The sequence below is a fragment of the Methylobacterium sp. Leaf125 genome (assembly GCF_001423085.1).
GTDB lineage: Bacteria > Pseudomonadota > Alphaproteobacteria > Rhizobiales > Beijerinckiaceae > Methylobacterium.
The window spans coordinates 57,332-72,594 of the sequence record NZ_LMNU01000046.1 but is presented as its reverse complement, the minus strand read 5'-3'; the positions used below and the strand labels follow the sequence as shown (position 1 = coordinate 72,594).

The window sequence follows — 15,263 nt, the reverse complement described above, 5'->3', positions numbered from 1 at the left end:
ACCCGCGATGATCGAAGCCCTCACCTCGCTCGCCGCCTTCGACCGGGCCGCCGGCATCACCCGCACCGACTCGGCCGCGCCGCTGGCGCGCACCAGCTTCCCCGTGAGCCCGCCGACCGCCACGGCCGGTGCCGGCACCGATTTCGGGGACGTCATGGCGCAGCTCGCCAGCGGCCTGCGCACCTCCCTGCGCACCGGCGAGGCCACCGCCATCTCGGGCATCCAGGGCAAGGCCTCGACGCAGCAGGTGGTCGAGGCGGTGATGTCGGCCGAGCAGAGCCTGCAGACCGCCATCGCCGTCCGGGACAAGGTGGTCGCCGCCTATCTCGAACTCAGCCGCATGCCGATCTGACGATCCGATCGCGTGAAACCCCCTGCCAAACGCTTCGACGGGACCGTGACACCATGAGAGCGCTCGCCATCGCGGCCACGGGCATGAACGCCCAGCAGATGAACCTCGAGGTCATCGCCAACAACATCGCCAACCTGAACACCACCGGGTTCAAGGGCGCGCGGGCCGAGTTCACCGACCTGCTCTACCAGGCCGAGCGCCAGCAGGGCGTGCCGAACCAGGCCGGCCAGGAGCCGGTGCCGGAGGGCGCGATGCTCGGCCTCGGCGTGCGCACGGCCGCCATTCGCAACCTGCACCGGCAGGGGCCGCTCGCCAACACCGCCAACCAGCTCGACCTCGCGGTGAACGGCCGGGGCTACTTCCAGATCACCAACCCGAACGGCGAGATCAACTACACCCGCGCCGGCTCGTTCAACCGCAACAACACCGGCCAGATCGTCACCCTGGAGGGCTACGCCCTCGACCCGGCGATCCTCATCCCCAACGGGGCCGTCGACGTGGTGATCAACCAGTCGGGCCAGGTCTTCGCCAAGGTGGACGGGCAGGTGCAGGCGCAGAACCTGGGCCAGATCACGCTGGCGAACTTCGCCAACGATGCCGGCCTGGAGCCCCTCGGCAACGGCCTCTACCGCGAGACCGCGGCCTCCGGCGCCCCCGTCACCGGCGTGCCCGGCGACCCGAGCTTCGGCAAGCTGCAGCAGGGCTACCTGGAAAGCTCGAACGTCGATCCCGTCAAGGAGATCACCAACATGATCACGGCCCAGCGCGCCTTCGAGATGAACTCGAAGGTGATCCAGGCCGCCGACGAGATGGCCGGCACGATCTCCAAGGGCATCCGCTAAGCGCGTCGGGCGGCGCCGCCGCCTGAGCCCCACACCCCCACCTCCGCGCGGCGGCTACGGGCGGCATCGGCTCTCCGCCGGGGCCGCGGCCGCCCGTCCGGGCATTCTCCAAGGGCGCGACCACGTCATGGGTATTCACCTTCCGGGCCTGTCCCCGCGCAGCCGGTGCCGCCTCGCCGCCGTCGGGCTCGCGCTGCTGGCCGGGCCGGCCGCGGCCGAGGACCTGCTGCTTCCGGTGCCGACGGTGACGATCTATCCCGGCGACACCATCAAGCCGTCGATGCTGCGGATGCAGGCCTATCCGGAGACCTTCAAGGCCCGGACCGCCGTGGTCGACGCCGCCCTGGCGATCTCCGGGCGCGTCGCCAAGCGGATGCTGCTGCCGGGCGAGCCGGTGCCGGTCAACGCCATCGACGATCCCCGCCTCGTCAGCCGGGGCACGCCGACGCAGATCGTGTTCGAGGAGCACGGCCTGCTCATCACCGCCGTCGGCGCGCCGCTCCAGAACGGCGGCCTCGGCGACGTCATCCGCGTGCGCAACACCGACACCAACCGCATCGTCCTCGGCACCGTGATGGCCGACGGCCGAATCCGGACCGGGGACCATTGATGCGCCGCCACCTTCCCAAGATCCCGGCGAAGATCCCGGCCAAGTTCGCGGCCAAGTTCGCGGCCAGAATTCTGGCGCTCGTCGCAGCCCTCCTCCTCGCCCTGCCCACGCCCGCCCTGGCCGGAACCCGGATCAAGGACATCGCCACCCTCAAGGGCGTGCGCGACAACCAGCTCGTGGGCTACGGCCTCGTCACCGGCCTGCAGGGCACCGGCGACACCCTGCGCAACGCCCAGTTCACCGAGCAGTCGCTGCAGTCGATGCTGGACCGCATGGGCATCAACGTCCGCGACGCCCGCCTGCGCACCCGCAACGTCGCCGCCGTGATGGTGACCGCCGACCTGCCGCCCTACACGGGCACCGGCTCGCGCATCGACGTCACCGTGACCTCGCTCGGCGACGCCACCTCCCTCAAGGGCGGCACCCTGCTGATGACGCCCCTGATGGGCGGCGACAGCCTGACCTACGCGGCCGCGCAGGGACCCCTCGCGGTCTCGGGCTTCAGCGTCGGCGGCCAGGCCGAGACCGTGACGCAGGGCGTGCCGACCGCCGGGCGCATCCCCAACGGCGCCCTGATCGAGCGCGAGGTGCCGGGGACCTTCCGGGACCTGCCCGAACTGGTGTTCGAGTTGAAGAACCCCGACTTCAAGACCGCCACCATGGTGGCCGACGCCATCAACGCCTACGCCCTCGCGCGCTTCAACCGCCGGGTCGCGTCGCCGCGCGACCAGCGGGCCATCACGTTGCTGCGGCCGAGCAACATCGCCCAGACCCGGTTCGTGGCCGAGATCGGCGACCTCACCGTCAACCCCGACACCCCGGCCCGCGTCGTCGTCGATCAGCGCACCGGGACGGTGGTGATCGGCCGCAACGTCCAGATCTCCACCGTGGCGGTGACGCACGGCAACCTCACGGTGCGGGTGACGGAGGCCCCGGAGGTCTCGCAGCCGGCCCCGTTCTCGAACGGGCAGACGGCCGTGGTGCCCCGCACGGAGGTCGCGATCAACGAGCAGCCCGGCCGGATGGCGATCATCGGCGGCTCGGATCTCCAGACCCTGGTGCGCGGCCTCAACAATGTCGGGCTGAAGCCCAGCGACATCATCTCGATCCTCCAGGCGGTGAAGACCTCCGGGGCGCTTCAGGCGGAGCTCGTGGTGCAATGAGCGCGGTGACCGACCTGCCCCTGCCGCGCGAGGCAACCCGCCTCGTCGTGCGCCCGCCCGGCCCGACGCCGCCCACCCGCTGGCTCGCCCTGATGGCGCTGCGGGTCCTGCTGTTCGTCGGCCTTCTGGCACTCGCCTCCTTCGGCCTCGGTCCGGCCGGCGCCCTCGAGGGCGGCCGCCCGGCGATCTCCGGGCTGAACCCCGGCCCGCTGCCGAAGGCCGCGCCGAAGCCGGCCGCGCCCCGCCTCGCCGTCGCGGCCAAACCCGTCGCCGGGGTGGCCGAGCCGGTCACGGTCGTGTCCCAGCCGATCGAGACCACGGGGGCGATCGAGGCCAAGGCGTCCGACAAGGTGTCCGAGGTCAAGACGGCCGAGCCCAAGATGTCCGAGCCGGCACAGGTCGCCGAGGTCCGGGCTCCCGAGCCCGAGTTGGCGAAGCCCGCGCCGAAGCCGCCGGCCTATTGCGCCAGCATCGCGGACGCCGCCGCCGATGCGCGCTTCGCCTGGCAGAAGGAGCAGCTGGCGATCCTGGAGAAGCAGGTCGAGGAGCGGATCGCCGCCCTGGAGGCCAAGCGCGCCGAGTACGAGACCTGGCTCGCCCGCCGCGACGCGTTCCTGGCCAAGGCCGACGAGGGCGTGGTGGCGATCTACACCAAGATGCGGGCGGATGCCGCCGCCCTCCAGCTCGCCAACATGCCCGACGAGGGCGCCGCCGCGATCCTGACCAAGCTCAACGCCCGCACGGCGAGCGGAATCCTGAGCGAGATGGAGGCCGCGCGCGCCGCACAGCTGGCCCGCATGATGACCGAGATGGGCAAGACCGGCGCGTCCAGGACCGACCCGAGCGGCAAGACCGATCCGAGCGGCAGGACCGACCCGAACAAGAAGCCCCGCACGAGCGAGAAATCCTGATGCTTCCCAACACGTTCCGGGCCGGCCTGATCCTGGTGCTGGCGGCGCCCGCCCTCGGCGCCTGCAACACGCCGGTGGACCGGATCGGCCAGGCGCCGCTGCTGACGCCGATCGGTACCGGCCTGCAGCCGCCGCGCGAGGCCCTGCCGACCACCTACGGGTCCCTCGGACGCCGCACCTATCACTCGACCTGGGCGCCGGGCAGCGCCGAGATGTTCCAGGATCCGCGCGCCCGCAACATCGGCGACGTGATCACGGTCTCGATCCTCATCGACGACAAGGCGCAGTTCGGCAATTCGAGCGATCGCTCGCGCAGCCAGAAGTCGGGCCTCGGCTTCGATTTCGGCTACGGCGTCTCGGCCCTGAAGGACACGGCCACCGCCGATGCCGGCATCCGCTCCTCCACGGAGACTAAGGGCGCGGGCAACATCGACCGCTCCGAGGTGCTGCGCCTGCAGGTCGCCGCCATCGTCACCGAGCAGATGCCCAACGGCAACGTCGTGATCAGCGGTTCGCAGGAGGTGCGGGTGAACAACGAGGTCCGCGTCCTCACCGTGGCGGGCATCGTCCGGCCGCGGGACATCTCGCGCAAGAACACCATCGACTACGACAAGATCGCCGAGGCGCGCATCTCCTATGGCGGGCGCGGCCGCATCTCGGACGTGCAGGCGCCGACCTTCGGCCAGCAGGTCTTCGAGACCCTGGCGCCGTTCTGAGATCGGGCGAGGGGGAGCGGAACCATGGCAGCCAAGGACGACAAGACGGGGGCGAAGAAGGGCGGCGGCAAGGGCTGGATCCTGGCCCTCGCCCTGACCAGCCTCGTCGCCATCGGCACGGGCGGTGGCCTGGGCATGTACCTCCTGTCCACCGTCGAGAAGGCGGTGGACGTGAAGAAGAAGGACGAGGACGACAAGGCGGTGAAGGTCCTGAAATACACCGGCGACGTGGCCCTGCGCAGCGTCGGCTCGGTGGTGACCAACCTCGCCGACAGCAACGATGCCTGGGTCCGCCTCGAATCCTCGGTCGTGTTCAAGACCGGCTCCGTGCCGAACCCGGACGTGGCGCTCGCCGAGATCCGCTCCGACATCGTCGCCTACCTGCGCACCGTCTCCCTGAAGCAGCTCGAGGGCGCCAGCGGGCTCCTGCACCTGCGCGAGGACCTCAACGAGCGGGTGGCCCTGCGCACGAAGGGGCAGGTCCGCGAGCTGATCGTCGAGATGCTGGTGGTGCAGTAGGGCGCCGTCGCCGGAGCCTCGTCACCCTCGGCCGCTGGGAAGAACCATGAAACCGCTCACCACCGCAGGCCTCGTCCTCGCCGCCGGCCTCGCCCTCACGGGGCCGGCGCTGGCCCAGTCGGCCACCGGCCTGCCCGCCCTCGATGCGCTGCTGCCGGCCGGCAACGGGGCGGCGAGCGGGCGCATCCTGCAGCTCGTGGCGCTGCTGACCGTGCTGTCGCTGGCCCCCGGCCTCCTCGTCATGGTGACGAGCTTCACCCGGTTCGCCATCGCGTTCTCGTTCCTGCGCTCGGGCCTCGGCCTCCAGAGCACGCCGGCCAACATCTTCCTCGTCAGCCTGTCGCTGTTCATGACCTTCTACGTCATGGCGCCGACCTTCGACCGCGCCTGGAACGAGGGCCTGCGGCCGCTCACCGAGAACCGGATCTCCGAGACGGAGGCCATCCCCAAGCTCGTCGAGCCGTTCCGGGAATTCATGACCCAGCACGTCCGCCCGAAGGACCTGCAGACCTTCACGGACCTGGCCAGCCGCAACATCCCGAAGGCCGAGGGCGGGGAGAAGATCGACCTGCGCATCCTGATCCCGGCCTTCATGATCTCGGAACTGCGCCGCGGCTTCGAGATCGGCTTCCTGATCGCCCTGCCGTTCCTGGTCATCGACATGATCGTCTCCACCATCGTCATGTCGATGGGCATGATGATGCTGCCGCCCACCGTGATCTCGCTGCCGTTCAAGGTGCTGTTCTTCATCCTGATCGATGGCTGGAACATGCTGGTCGGCGGCTTGGTGCGGTCGTTCTTCTGACGAGGCGCTCGTCCGCCGGTCATGACCTGCGGAACGACTTGTCGCTCCAACCCAATAAGGGATCGATTTGTTCCCTTAACAAGACTGAAACGCTGATGACCAGTACAGGGCCGACGCTCTGTTTTTCGTACTCCAAATCACCGGGGTCCTGTATCGTGCACCCGTGCGGTTGGATTGCGGAGATGTTTGATGTTTCAGTCCTGTTCCTGTTCGGCGAACCATTCCGGCGACTGCACGGGACCGGGCGACAGCACCGGACCGGGTGACTTCACGGGACCGGACGACCTGGGCCGGCGCGCCTTCCTGGCCAGTGCCGTCGGGGTCGGGATGTCCCTGGCCGTGGCACCCGGCGCCGTCGCGCAGGCGGCCCCGGTTCCCCCCGGCCGGACGGCGTTCATGGAGGAGGCGACCCGGCTCGCGATCGAATCCGTCGCGAAGGGGTGGGGTGGGCCGTTCGGCGCCGTGATCGTCAAGGACGGGGAGATCATCGGGCGCGGTCAGAATCGCGTGCTGCTGACCGGCATTCCGGTCTTCCACGCGGAGATCACCGCCATCATGGATGCCTCTGCCCGGCTCAACCCGAAGGCCTTGCTCGGCAGCGATTACGGCGCGGGCACGATCCTGGAGATGATCCCGCGTGAGCCCGGTTCGCCCGATCCGGTGGCCGAACGGGCCAAGATGCTCAAGGGCTGCGAGATCTACATCAACGGTGCGCCCTGCCCGATGTGCATGAGCGCCATCTACTGGTCGCGCATCGACCACGTCTACTTCGCGGCCAGCCTGGAGGACACGAGCAAGATCGGCTTCGACGACGCCTTTCAGTACGAGGATTTCGCCAAGCCCTGGGATCAGCGCCGCATCCGGGTCAGCGAGAACTTCGAGCGCGAGACGGGGCTGAAGGCCTACGAAGCCTGGATGAACAAGGCGGACCGCCACCCCTACTGATCGCGCGGCGGCGACGGCGCAATCTCCGCGCAAGGCTGGCGGGCGATGGGACGCTATCGGATCGCGGATCCGTAGCGGAGCAGCCCACCGAATGTCCGGTCTTCAGCACGCCGAACGGCTCTGGAACAACATCCTCGCGCTCGGCGGCCGGCGGATCGCCGCCCTGTCGCTGATCGGCGTGGTGGTCTTCCTCGCCGTCGGCCTCGGCGCCTTCTACCTCAGCCGGCCCGCCCAGGAGACGCTCTACACGGGGCTGAGCCGCGAGGATGTCGGCCGCATCGGCAGCGTGCTCAAGGACGCCAACATCCCCTTCGACGTCAGCGCCGACGGCGCGGCGGTGCTGGTCGCCTACGGCCACACGGCCCAGGCCCGGATGCTGCTCGCCGAGAAGGGCCTGCCGCAGAGCTCCAAGGCCGGCTACGAGCTCTTCAACGACCTCGGCTCCCTCGGCATGACCTCGTTCATGCAGGAGGTGACCCGCGTGCGCGCCCTGGAGGGTGAGATCGCCCGCACGATCCAGGGCATGAAGGGCGTCAAGGCCGCCCGCGTGCACATCGTCCTGCCCGATCGCGGCTCGTTCCGCCGCGACCAGCAGCCCCCCTCCGCCTCGGTGGTGGTGCGGACCGAGCCCGCCGACGACGTCAGCGGCGCCCAGTCGATCCGCCACCTCGTCGCCTCCGCGGTGCCCGGCATGAAGCCCGACCGCGTCACCGTGATCGGCTCGGACGGCTCGCTCCTGCTCTCGGGGGACGATGCCAATGCGGTGCCCACCGGCAAGATGGCGACCCTGGAGAAGACCATCGGCCACGAGGTCCAAGACAACATTCGCCGGACCCTGACTCCCTATCTCGGCGTCGGCAACTTCGAGGTCAGCGTCGCGGCGCGCCTGAACACCGACAAGACCGTGCAGAACGAGACGATCTTCAACCCCGACCAGCGCGTCGAGCGCTCGACCCGGGCCGTGCGCGAGACCGAGAACTCGCAGAACCGCAACGCCGCCCAGCGGCCCACCACCACGCAGCAGAACCTGCCCGACCAGCGCGCCCGCTCGGATGGCGGCGACACCGCCAGCAACGAGACGCAGAAGCGCGAGGATCTGACGAACTACGAGATCTCCTCGAAGACGATCCAGACGGTGAGCGACGGCTACAACATCAAGCAGATCTCGGTGGCGGTCCTCGTCAACCGCGCCCGCCTCACCGCCCTGGCCGGGCCGGATGCCAGCAAGGCCGCCATCGACGCGCAGGTCGCCGAGATCGAGCAGCTCGTCGGCTCCGCCGCGGGCTTCAACAAGGAGCGCGGCGACAACGTGAAGGTCGCCGCCGTCGGCTTCGTCAACGACGGGCAGCCCCTGGAGCCGGTGGCCCCCCTCAGCCTCACCGACGTGCTGATGCGCCAGTCGGCCACCCTGATCAACGCCGGGACCATCCTGCTGGTCGCGGGCCTGCTGATCTGGTTCGGCCTGCGCCCCGCCATGCGGGCCATCCTGGAGATCCCGGCCGCCCAGCAGGAGGAGGCCCGCGCCCTGGCCGCGGCGGCAGAGGCCCAGGCCCTCGCCGCAGCCGCGCCGAATGCGGCGCTCGCCGGTCCCAACGCCGCCCTCGGCGCCGATCCGGACGCGGTCCCGAGCCTCGCGGCGCCCGGCCAGAGCCCGGTCGCCAGCATGATCGAGGACCTCACCGAGAAACTGAATCGTTCGCCCCAGAAGAGACTTGAGCAGATGATCGAGGCCGACGAGGCGCAGGCCGCCGAGATCCTGAAGCGCTGGCTCCTGCGTGAGGCCGCGTGATGGCCCCCGCGATCGCCCGCCTCCTTCCCGATTTCTCCGACGCCGTCGTGCCGGTCCGCGGCGCTCCGGCCCCCCGCGCCGCCGCGCCTGCCGCTGCCGCTGCCGCGGCGCCCCGTCCCTCCGAAGGCCTCGCGGCCCTGCTGCGCCGGCCCGTGGAACCGCCGGAGGACCGCGAGGCCCTGCTCCGCGCCGCCGAGGCAAGGGGCCTGGAGCGCGGACGCGAACTCGGCCGGGCCGAGGCCGCCGCCGAATCCGCCTCGGTGATCGCCTGCCTGCAGGCGGATCACGAGGCCCGCCTCGTCGAGATGCGCCAGGCTTGGTGCGTGGACGAGGGCGACCGCCTCGCGGCCGGTTTCTCCGACGCGCTCCAGGCCCTCGGCGCCGGGCTCACCGACCGGGTCGGGCATCTGCTCGTGCCCGTGCTGACCGAGGCCCTGCGCCGCCAGGCCGTCGACGAGCTGGCCCAGAGCCTCGCCCGCATCCTCGGCGATGCCCGTGCGCCCGTGCGGGTGAGCGGACCGGCCGACATTCTCGACGCCGTGGCGGGCAAGCTCGGCCCCTTCGAGGCCACCATCGCGTTCCAGCCCTCCGACGCCGTCGACGTCTCGGTGCAGGCCGACCAGACCGTGATCGAGACCCAGCTCGGCGCCTGGGGCCGCCTGATGACCGCCGCGGTCCAGGGAGCCTGACCCGATGGCGGACGAGGGCCACCACGAGATCATCATCATCAAGCGCCACGGCGACCACGAGGACGGTCACCACGGCGGCGCCTGGAAGATCGCGCTCGCCGACTTCATGACCGCCATGATGGCGCTGTTCCTGGTGCTGTGGCTGATCGGCTCCACCACCAAGGAGACGAAGTCGGCCATCGCCGAGTACTTCAACCCGGTGAAGCTCGCCGACGTGAGCTTCGATCGCAAGGGCCTGCGCGATCCCCAGAACAAGCCCGGCGAGCCCACGCCCGAAGAAGGCAAGCCCGACGGCGGCACCGGCGACAGCAGCGCCGAGGGCAAGGGCGGGAAATCCGACGCCAAGTCGGACGCCAAGACCGACGGCAAGGGCGCGTCCGGCCCGCCGGGCAGCCGTGCCCGCGAGGCGGCCCTGTTCCAGGATCCCTACGCGGTCCTGGCCAAGCTCGCCGCCGAGCTCGAACCCGGCCCGGAGACGGCCTCGGCCGACGCGGTGGTGACCGAGACCGGCGAGCCCGGCATCAAGGGCGGCGAGGCGGCCCGCGATCCCTTCGATCCGCTCTACTGGCAGGTGGCGCCGCTCGCCAAGACGCGCACCGAGCAGGCCGGGTCCACCGGCACGGTGACGCCCCTGCCGCAGGAAACCCGCCCCGACGTGCGCGCGGCCGCCCCCGGGGCGAAGCCCGCGGCGATCAAGGTCGCCTCGGCCCTGCCGGGCGAGGCCGACGCCAAGGTGATGGCCCTGCTCGCCAAGGCCGAAGCGCCCAGGGACGCGAAGGCGGAGGCCAGATCCGCCGCCGACAAGTCCGCCGTCGACAAGTCCGCCGCCGACAAGGCTGCCGTCGAGACGGTGCCGGCGGGAGCCAGATCCGCCGAGGCCAAATCCGCGGATGCGGCCCGGCAGGCGGCCGATGCCGCCGAGACCGCGACGATGGCCGAGATCAAGGCCGAGATCGCCAAGGCCCTGCCGACGCAGGGCGGCGCTCCGGCGCCCCACATGGAGGTCCGCCGCACCGGCGAGGGCATCCTCATCAGCCTCACCGACGAGGTGAACTTCGCGATGTTCAGCGTCGGCTCGGCCGAGCCGCAGGCCAAGGTGGTGCGGGCCCTGGAGCAGGTCGCCCGCATCCTCAAGGACCGGCCCGGCCGGATCGTCGTGCGCGGCCACACCGATGCGCGCCCCTTCCGCTCCGAGGTCTACGACAACTGGCGGCTGTCCTCGGCCCGGGCGCAGATGGCCTCCTACATGCTGGTGCGCGGCGGCGTGCCCGATGCGCGCCTGGAACGCATCGAGGGCTATGCCGACCGTCAGCCGCGCAATCCCGCCGATCCGAAGGCGGCCGAGAACCGGCGCATCGAGATCCTGCTGCGGGCGCGGCCCGAGTGATGCGGGCCGCCGGGCTGCGCCGCGCGCGGATCGCCTGCCTCCTGCTCGCCGGCCTGGGCTTCGTCCCGGCCGCCTGGGGGGCGGAGTCCCACGGCGGGGGCGATCATGGCGCGGGTGGCGATCAGGGAGGCGGGCACGGCGCCGCCCCGGCCGCCCCGATCGAGCCCCTGCCGGTGGCCCCGCGCCCGGTTCCGGTGGAGCTGGTGCGCACGCTGCAGCTGCTCCAGGACCGGATCGCCCAGGGCTCGGCCCAGGCCCATCACGGCCAGCGCGCCTTCCTGTCCCTGGCGGAATCGCGCATGGTCGGCCTCGATCCCGAGGTCTGGGCCGACCCCGTCAGCGTGCACGCCGCGGTGACCTTCGGGCTCGGCGGCGGCGGGCCGGCGCTGCTGCGCCACCTCGTCGCGTCGGGCAAGGTGCCGGAGGCCGAGCGGCCGGTGGTGTTCGGCGCGCTCGCCTATCTCGAGGGACGCGAGAAGGAGGCCCGCGCCCTCCTCGTGAAGATCGACCCGCTCGTGGTTCCGGTGAGCCTCGGCGCGCAGCTCGCCCTGGCGCAATCCGCCCTGGTGGTGCGGGACGACCCCACCCAGTCGATCCGGCTCCTCGACCTCGCGCGCCTGCTCGCCCCCGGGACCCTGGTGGAGGAGGGGGCGCTGCGCCGCGAGATCTTCGTGCTGGCCCAGGCCAACGACCTGGTGAAATTCGAGACCCTGGCGGTGCAGTACCTGCGGCGCTTCCGCCACTCGGTCTATGCCGGCAACTTCCGCCAGCGCTTCGCCGCCGCGCTCACCCGCCTCGACTTCGCCGGCGACGACGTCCGCTTCGCCCGCCTCCAGGCCATGCTCGACGAGATCGAGCTCGAGGGGCGGCGGGAACTCTACCTCCTCCTGGCCCGGGCCGCCCTCGATCAGGGCAAGACCACCACGGCGGTGTTCTCCGCCGAGCGCGGCGTCACCCTGGCGGAATCCGGCTCGCCGGAGATGGTGCGCGCGCGCCTCTACCGGGCGGCGGCCCTCCTCGTCGTGGAGGGGCGCTTCGACGACTCCGTCGAAACCCTGCGGATGACCGACCGCGCCGTGCTGGACGCGGCCGACCGCGACCTCCTGGACGCCGCGCTCTCGACCGCACGGGAGATCCGGGCCGGGCCGCCCGCCCCGATGCCGGTCCGGGCGGAACCGACGGGTCCCCGCGTCCTGCCGGTCGCGCCATCCATCGCCCGGGCGCAGGACGCCATCGGGCGCATCGACGAGATCATGCGCAGGAGCGAGCGTTGAATACCCTCGGTGCCACCTCTCCCGGTCCCCGCGCTCTGCCGGACGCGCCTGGCCCCCGCAGCGCGGGCGCGGAGACGCCGGAGGCGAGCCGCGACGCCTTCGGGGCCGTGCTCGGCGCTCTCGCGGGTGGACGCAACGCCGACGCGATGACCACGCCCGAGCCCGACCGTCCGGGACGCCGCCGCGACGACGAGGCCGCCCCGGCACCGTCCGGCGAGGAGACGGATCCCCTGGCCCTGCTCGCCCTCGTGGTTCCGACGGCCGTCCCCGCCGGCGCCCCGGCCCCGAAGCCGCGGGCGATCTCCCTCGAGACCCTGGTCGCCCGCGCCCTGCCGGCTCAGGCCCCGGGGCAGGCCGTGACCGCCGGACCGGCGACCCCGCCCGCGGGAGCCGACGGCTTGGTCGGGACGGACCTGCTGGCCGGGACGGACCCGCTGGCCGGGCCGAACCTGCTCGCCGGAACGGATACGCGCGCGGCCGGCCTCGTGCCGCAGGGCGCGAGCGCCGAGGCGCGGCCTCGGATCGCCGTGCTCCAGCGCGAGACCCACTTCGCGCCGGTGCTCCCGAGCCTCGTCGGCGGATCGCCGGCGGTCGTCCCGGCGCCGGGTGCGTCCGGCCTGCCGACTGCCGCGGCCCTCCTGCCCGATGCCGCGGGGGGCCAGGCCCCCGGCGGAGCCGCCGCTGCGGTCGGCCCGGGGCCGGGTCCCATCCTCCCGATGCCGGCCCTGCCGTCGGCCGGCCCGGCGAGCCCGCCCGCATCGGGCGTTCCAGTCCCTCCGGAACAGCCCGCCGCGCCGCCGCCGTCCCTCGCGGCTCCGGCTCCGGCACCGGTCGCGCTCGCCTCCGCTTCGGCCACGGCTGCTGCAGCCGCTGCCTCTGCCACTCCCCCGCGCGCACCTGGGTCGCCCGCGGGCGACGGCGCGGTGCCCAGGCGCGATCCGGTCCGTGGCAGCGAGGGACCGGTCGCGGCCGAACGGCCCGCCGCGACGCCGTCGCCGATCCTGCGCGTCGAACCGGTCGCGGCGTCCGTCGAGGCCGGCACCGCGGCCGCGCGCGCGGCCCGCGGCGGTCTCGAGCCGGCCCTCCCGGGCGCAGCCGAAGCGAGCCTGTCCACCACCCCGTCCCTGCCGGCCGGGGCCCTGTCCGGCCCGGCCGCCGCGCCGGCCCAGCAGGTGGCCGCGGCCGTCCTGGCGGAACTGCCGCGTGGACCGGCCGGGGTCGTCCCCGGCGCGTTGCCCGGAGCTCCGGCCGGGGAGGGACCCCTGAAGCTCCTCACGCTGCAGCTTCATCCGGCGGATCTCGGCACCGTGCTGGTGCGGATGCGCCTGCGCGACGGGCAACTCGAGATGAACCTGCAGGCCAGCCGCGAGGATTCGGCGCGCCTGCTCCGCGAGGGCGGCGAGGTCCTCAACGACCTCCTGCGCCAGGGCGGCTACCGGCCCGAGAGCGTCACCGTCACCGTCACGTCGGCCGCGGCCGAGAGCCGGGGCGCATCGGGGAATCCAGGCTCGCAACAGGGACAGGGCGCACAGGGCTTCCCGGGCCAGGGCGAGTCCGGCACGAACCAGGGCCGCCCCACCCAGGACCAGGCCGGGCGCCGGTCCTCCCCGGGCGGCGATCCGGCCGCCTCCGACCTCCACGAGCGGATGCATGAGAGCGTTTCGAGCAGCCCTGATCGCAGCGGCGTTTACCTCTAACCCCGGCCTGGGCATCCCCGGGCTGGCCGTGCCCGGACCGGGCGCGGCCCTGGCCAACAGCGCCCCCCCGGTGCCGGGAAAGGCCGCGGCGCTGCCGGCCTCGGCCAATATCTGCGAGCGCGAGATGGCGGGGGCCTCGGCCAAGCACGGCGTTCCGCTCGGCGTCCTCTACGCCGTCGGCCTCACGGAGAGCGGCAAGCGCGGCTCGCTGCAGCCCTACGCCATGAACATCCAGGGCCGGGCCTATTTCGGCACCAGCGCCGCCGACGTGATGAGCCAGCTCGCCCAGGCGCGGGCGGGCGGGATCAAGCTCGTCGACCTCGGCTGCATGCAGATCAACCATCATTATCACCGCGAGAAGTTCACCAGCCTGGAGGCGATGATCGACCCGCGCCAGAACGTCGAGTACGCGACCCTGTTCCTGAAGCAGCTGAAGGCGCGCGAGGGCAGCTGGACCCTGGCGGTGGCGCGCTATCATGCGGGTCCGAACAACAATCCGGCCCAGAAGCAGTATGTCTGCCGGGTCATCACCAACATGGTGGCCACGGGCTTCGGCGCCTGGACGCCGGCCGCGCGCAGCTTCTGCCAGTAGGCCGCTGCTGACGGTCGCGCGCGCTCGCGAACGCCGCCGGATCGTCCCTGGCGACCTGTCCGAGACCCGGGGGGCCGGACGGGCTCCGGCCCTGCGAAGTGGCTCCGACTTTGCGAGCGCCCCGGTTCAGGAAGGAACCCGAATGGCCTTTGTCTGTACCATCCCGGCGGTCGCCACCCTCCAGCAGGACGACGCGACCCTGCGCATCACGCGCTGGGATTTCGCCCCCGGCGCGGTCACCGGCTGGCACGAGCACGGCTGGCCCTACTTCGTCGTGATGCTGGTGGCCGGAACCCTCAGGGTGCATGACGGCGACCGGGTCACCGACAGCGCGCTGGAGGCGGGACAGGCCTATAGCCGCCCGGCCGGCATCCGGCACGATGTGATGAATGGCTCCGACCACCCGATCGCGTTCATCGAGATCGAGGTGAAGCGTCCCGAGGCCCTCGTGACGCGCGCGGCGCCCGGCGCGGAGCCGTCCCTGCCCGCACGATCCTGAACGCTCGTCCCGGGCCCGGCCGGCCCGCTAGGCGGACGCGGCCCATCGCTCCTGCATCAGCTGCATCGACGGCGGCAGGCCGAGGACGCGGCGATAGACGGCGATGCGCCTCAAGGCCTTGCGCTGTTCCTCACCCGGTTGGGCCAGGTACAGCCGCTCGGCGGAGCCCAGCAGCATATCTGCGTCGCGGGCTGGCAGGACGGCCAGGGTATGTAGCGCGGGGAGAGCCGACTGGGACATACGCATAGAGGCGGAACGTCCGTCGTCCTCGCTTGAGACCGTCACGGATGTGTGAGCGGGGCAACATGGTGAACGAGTTCTCCAGCCCATCGGCGTTCGGGGCCGACGATGCGTCCGTGCCTGTCGGCTGAATCACCGCGCAGGCGCCGCGAGATCAGCGGCCGGTGCTCGAGGCCCCCGATGCAAGCACGGGGCGGCGCAAGACGCGGTGGATGCTGAGTAAAGCCGGGGCG

General features: G+C 72.0%; 16 protein-coding genes and 1 pseudogene. 16 read left to right on the top strand and 1 reads right to left on the bottom strand.

Going from position 1 to position 15,263, the window contains the following annotated elements; all coding sequences use genetic code 11:
• The first annotated feature begins 7 nt into the window (after positions 1-7).
• The 16 genes and pseudogenes from ASF58_RS21510 to ASF58_RS21435 all read left to right on the top strand — a co-directional run bounded on the left by ASF58_RS21510 (position 8) and on the right by ASF58_RS21435 (position 14,790).
• On the top strand, positions 8-352 hold the full coding sequence (locus ASF58_RS21510; protein WP_055957355.1) for a flagellar hook-basal body complex protein FliE: 345 nt from the start codon (positions 8-10) through the stop codon (positions 350-352).
• 53 nt (positions 353-405) lie between these two features.
• Positions 406-1,194, top strand: a complete 789-nt coding sequence (flgG, locus tag ASF58_RS21505; protein ID WP_055957351.1) for a flagellar basal-body rod protein FlgG — start codon at positions 406-408, stop codon at positions 1,192-1,194.
• A gap of 127 nt (positions 1,195-1,321) precedes the next feature.
• A complete protein-coding gene (gene flgA, locus ASF58_RS21500; RefSeq protein ID WP_082513226.1) occupies positions 1,322-1,804 on the top strand; it encodes a flagellar basal body P-ring formation chaperone FlgA in 483 nt (160 codons plus the stop codon).
• Entirely contained in the window at positions 1,804-2,967 is a 1,164-nt protein-coding gene (gene flgI / locus ASF58_RS21495; protein WP_082513225.1) for a flagellar basal body P-ring protein FlgI, read from the top strand. The genes flgA and flgI overlap by 1 nt, the downstream gene beginning before the upstream one ends.
• A 458-nt stretch (positions 2,968-3,425) precedes the next feature.
• Positions 3,426-3,878, top strand: a pseudogene (locus ASF58_RS27650) (MotE family protein); the annotation flags it as partial.
• Positions 3,878-4,594: a flagellar basal body L-ring protein FlgH gene (gene flgH / locus ASF58_RS21485; RefSeq protein ID WP_055957344.1), complete on the top strand. Its 717-nt coding sequence runs from the start codon at positions 3,878-3,880 to the stop codon at positions 4,592-4,594. The pseudogene ASF58_RS27650 and the gene flgH, both read left to right, overlap by 1 nt.
• A 24-nt stretch (positions 4,595-4,618) precedes the next feature.
• Positions 4,619-5,113, top strand: coding sequence for a flagellar basal body-associated FliL family protein (locus tag ASF58_RS21480; protein WP_055957341.1), 495 nt, complete (start codon positions 4,619-4,621; stop codon positions 5,111-5,113).
• Between the two features lie 46 nt (positions 5,114-5,159).
• Positions 5,160-5,918 carry a flagellar type III secretion system pore protein FliP gene (gene fliP, locus ASF58_RS21475; RefSeq protein ID WP_055957338.1) on the top strand — a complete coding sequence of 253 codons (759 nt, stop codon included), beginning with the start codon at positions 5,160-5,162 and terminating at the stop codon, positions 5,916-5,918.
• A 189-nt stretch (positions 5,919-6,107) separates the two neighbouring features.
• Complete coding sequence (locus tag ASF58_RS21470; RefSeq protein WP_082513224.1) at positions 6,108-6,863, top strand: nucleoside deaminase; 756 nt, start codon at positions 6,108-6,110, stop codon at positions 6,861-6,863.
• A gap of 91 nt (positions 6,864-6,954) precedes the next feature.
• A complete protein-coding gene (gene fliF / locus ASF58_RS21465) occupies positions 6,955-8,652 on the top strand; it encodes a flagellar basal-body MS-ring/collar protein FliF (protein ID WP_055957336.1) in 1,698 nt (565 codons plus the stop codon).
• Positions 8,652-9,341, top strand: a complete 690-nt coding sequence (locus ASF58_RS21460) for a hypothetical protein (protein ID WP_055957333.1) — start codon at positions 8,652-8,654, stop codon at positions 9,339-9,341. Before fliF ends, ASF58_RS21460 begins: the two co-directional genes overlap by 1 nt.
• Before the next feature lie 4 nt (positions 9,342-9,345).
• Positions 9,346-10,728: a MotB family protein gene (locus ASF58_RS21455; RefSeq protein WP_055957330.1), complete on the top strand. Its 1,383-nt coding sequence runs from the start codon at positions 9,346-9,348 to the stop codon at positions 10,726-10,728.
• A complete protein-coding gene (locus ASF58_RS21450) occupies positions 10,728-12,002 on the top strand; it encodes a chemotaxis protein MotC (protein WP_055957327.1) in 1,275 nt (424 codons plus the stop codon). Before ASF58_RS21455 ends, ASF58_RS21450 begins: the two co-directional genes overlap by 1 nt.
• The gene (locus tag ASF58_RS21445; RefSeq protein WP_055957325.1) at positions 11,999-13,699 is read left to right on the top strand and encodes a flagellar hook-length control protein FliK; all 1,701 of its coding nucleotides are present in this window, start codon (positions 11,999-12,001) and stop codon (positions 13,697-13,699) included. Before ASF58_RS21450 ends, ASF58_RS21445 begins: the two co-directional genes overlap by 4 nt.
• Positions 13,653-14,291 (top strand): transglycosylase SLT domain-containing protein, encoded by a 639-nt coding sequence (locus ASF58_RS21440; RefSeq protein ID WP_200930234.1) that lies wholly within the window; start codon positions 13,653-13,655, stop codon positions 14,289-14,291. Before ASF58_RS21445 ends, ASF58_RS21440 begins: the two co-directional genes overlap by 47 nt.
• Before the next feature lie 142 nt (positions 14,292-14,433).
• Positions 14,434-14,790, top strand: coding sequence for a cupin domain-containing protein (locus tag ASF58_RS21435; protein ID WP_055957323.1), 357 nt, complete (start codon positions 14,434-14,436; stop codon positions 14,788-14,790).
• Between the two features lie 27 nt (positions 14,791-14,817).
• On the opposite strand, the gene ASF58_RS21430 is transcribed toward ASF58_RS21435, so the two are convergent.
• Entirely contained in the window at positions 14,818-14,967 is a 150-nt protein-coding gene (locus ASF58_RS21430) for a hypothetical protein (RefSeq protein ID WP_156375835.1), read from the bottom strand.
• Positions 14,968-15,263 lie beyond the last annotated feature (296 nt).

Bases quoted from the DNA above. Each gene is read 5' to 3' on its own strand.
- ASF58_RS21510 (WP_055957355.1), top strand. From the start codon at position 8: ATGATCGAAGCCCTCACCTCGCTCGCCGCCTTCGACCGGGCCGCCGGC.
- flgG (WP_055957351.1), top strand. From the start codon at position 406: ATGAGAGCGCTCGCCATCGCGGCCACGGGCATGAACGCCCAGCAGATG.
- flgA (WP_082513226.1), top strand. From the start codon at position 1,322: ATGGGTATTCACCTTCCGGGCCTGTCCCCGCGCAGCCGGTGCCGCCTC.
- flgI (WP_082513225.1), top strand. From the start codon at position 1,804: ATGCGCCGCCACCTTCCCAAGATCCCGGCGAAGATCCCGGCCAAGTTC.
- flgH (WP_055957344.1), top strand. From the start codon at position 3,878: ATGCTTCCCAACACGTTCCGGGCCGGCCTGATCCTGGTGCTGGCGGCG.
- ASF58_RS21480 (WP_055957341.1), top strand. From the start codon at position 4,619: ATGGCAGCCAAGGACGACAAGACGGGGGCGAAGAAGGGCGGCGGCAAG.
- fliP (WP_055957338.1), top strand. From the start codon at position 5,160: ATGAAACCGCTCACCACCGCAGGCCTCGTCCTCGCCGCCGGCCTCGCC.
- ASF58_RS21470 (WP_082513224.1), top strand. From the start codon at position 6,108: ATGTTTCAGTCCTGTTCCTGTTCGGCGAACCATTCCGGCGACTGCACG.
- fliF (WP_055957336.1), top strand. From the start codon at position 6,955: ATGTCCGGTCTTCAGCACGCCGAACGGCTCTGGAACAACATCCTCGCG.
- ASF58_RS21460 (WP_055957333.1), top strand. From the start codon at position 8,652: ATGGCCCCCGCGATCGCCCGCCTCCTTCCCGATTTCTCCGACGCCGTC.
- ASF58_RS21455 (WP_055957330.1), top strand. From the start codon at position 9,346: ATGGCGGACGAGGGCCACCACGAGATCATCATCATCAAGCGCCACGGC.
- ASF58_RS21450 (WP_055957327.1), top strand. From the start codon at position 10,728: ATGCGGGCCGCCGGGCTGCGCCGCGCGCGGATCGCCTGCCTCCTGCTC.
- ASF58_RS21440 (WP_200930234.1), top strand. From the start codon at position 13,653: ATGAGAGCGTTTCGAGCAGCCCTGATCGCAGCGGCGTTTACCTCTAAC.
- ASF58_RS21435 (WP_055957323.1), top strand. From the start codon at position 14,434: ATGGCCTTTGTCTGTACCATCCCGGCGGTCGCCACCCTCCAGCAGGAC.
- ASF58_RS21430 (WP_156375835.1), bottom strand. From the start codon at position 14,967: ATGCTGCTGGGCTCCGCCGAGCGGCTGTACCTGGCCCAACCGGGTGAG.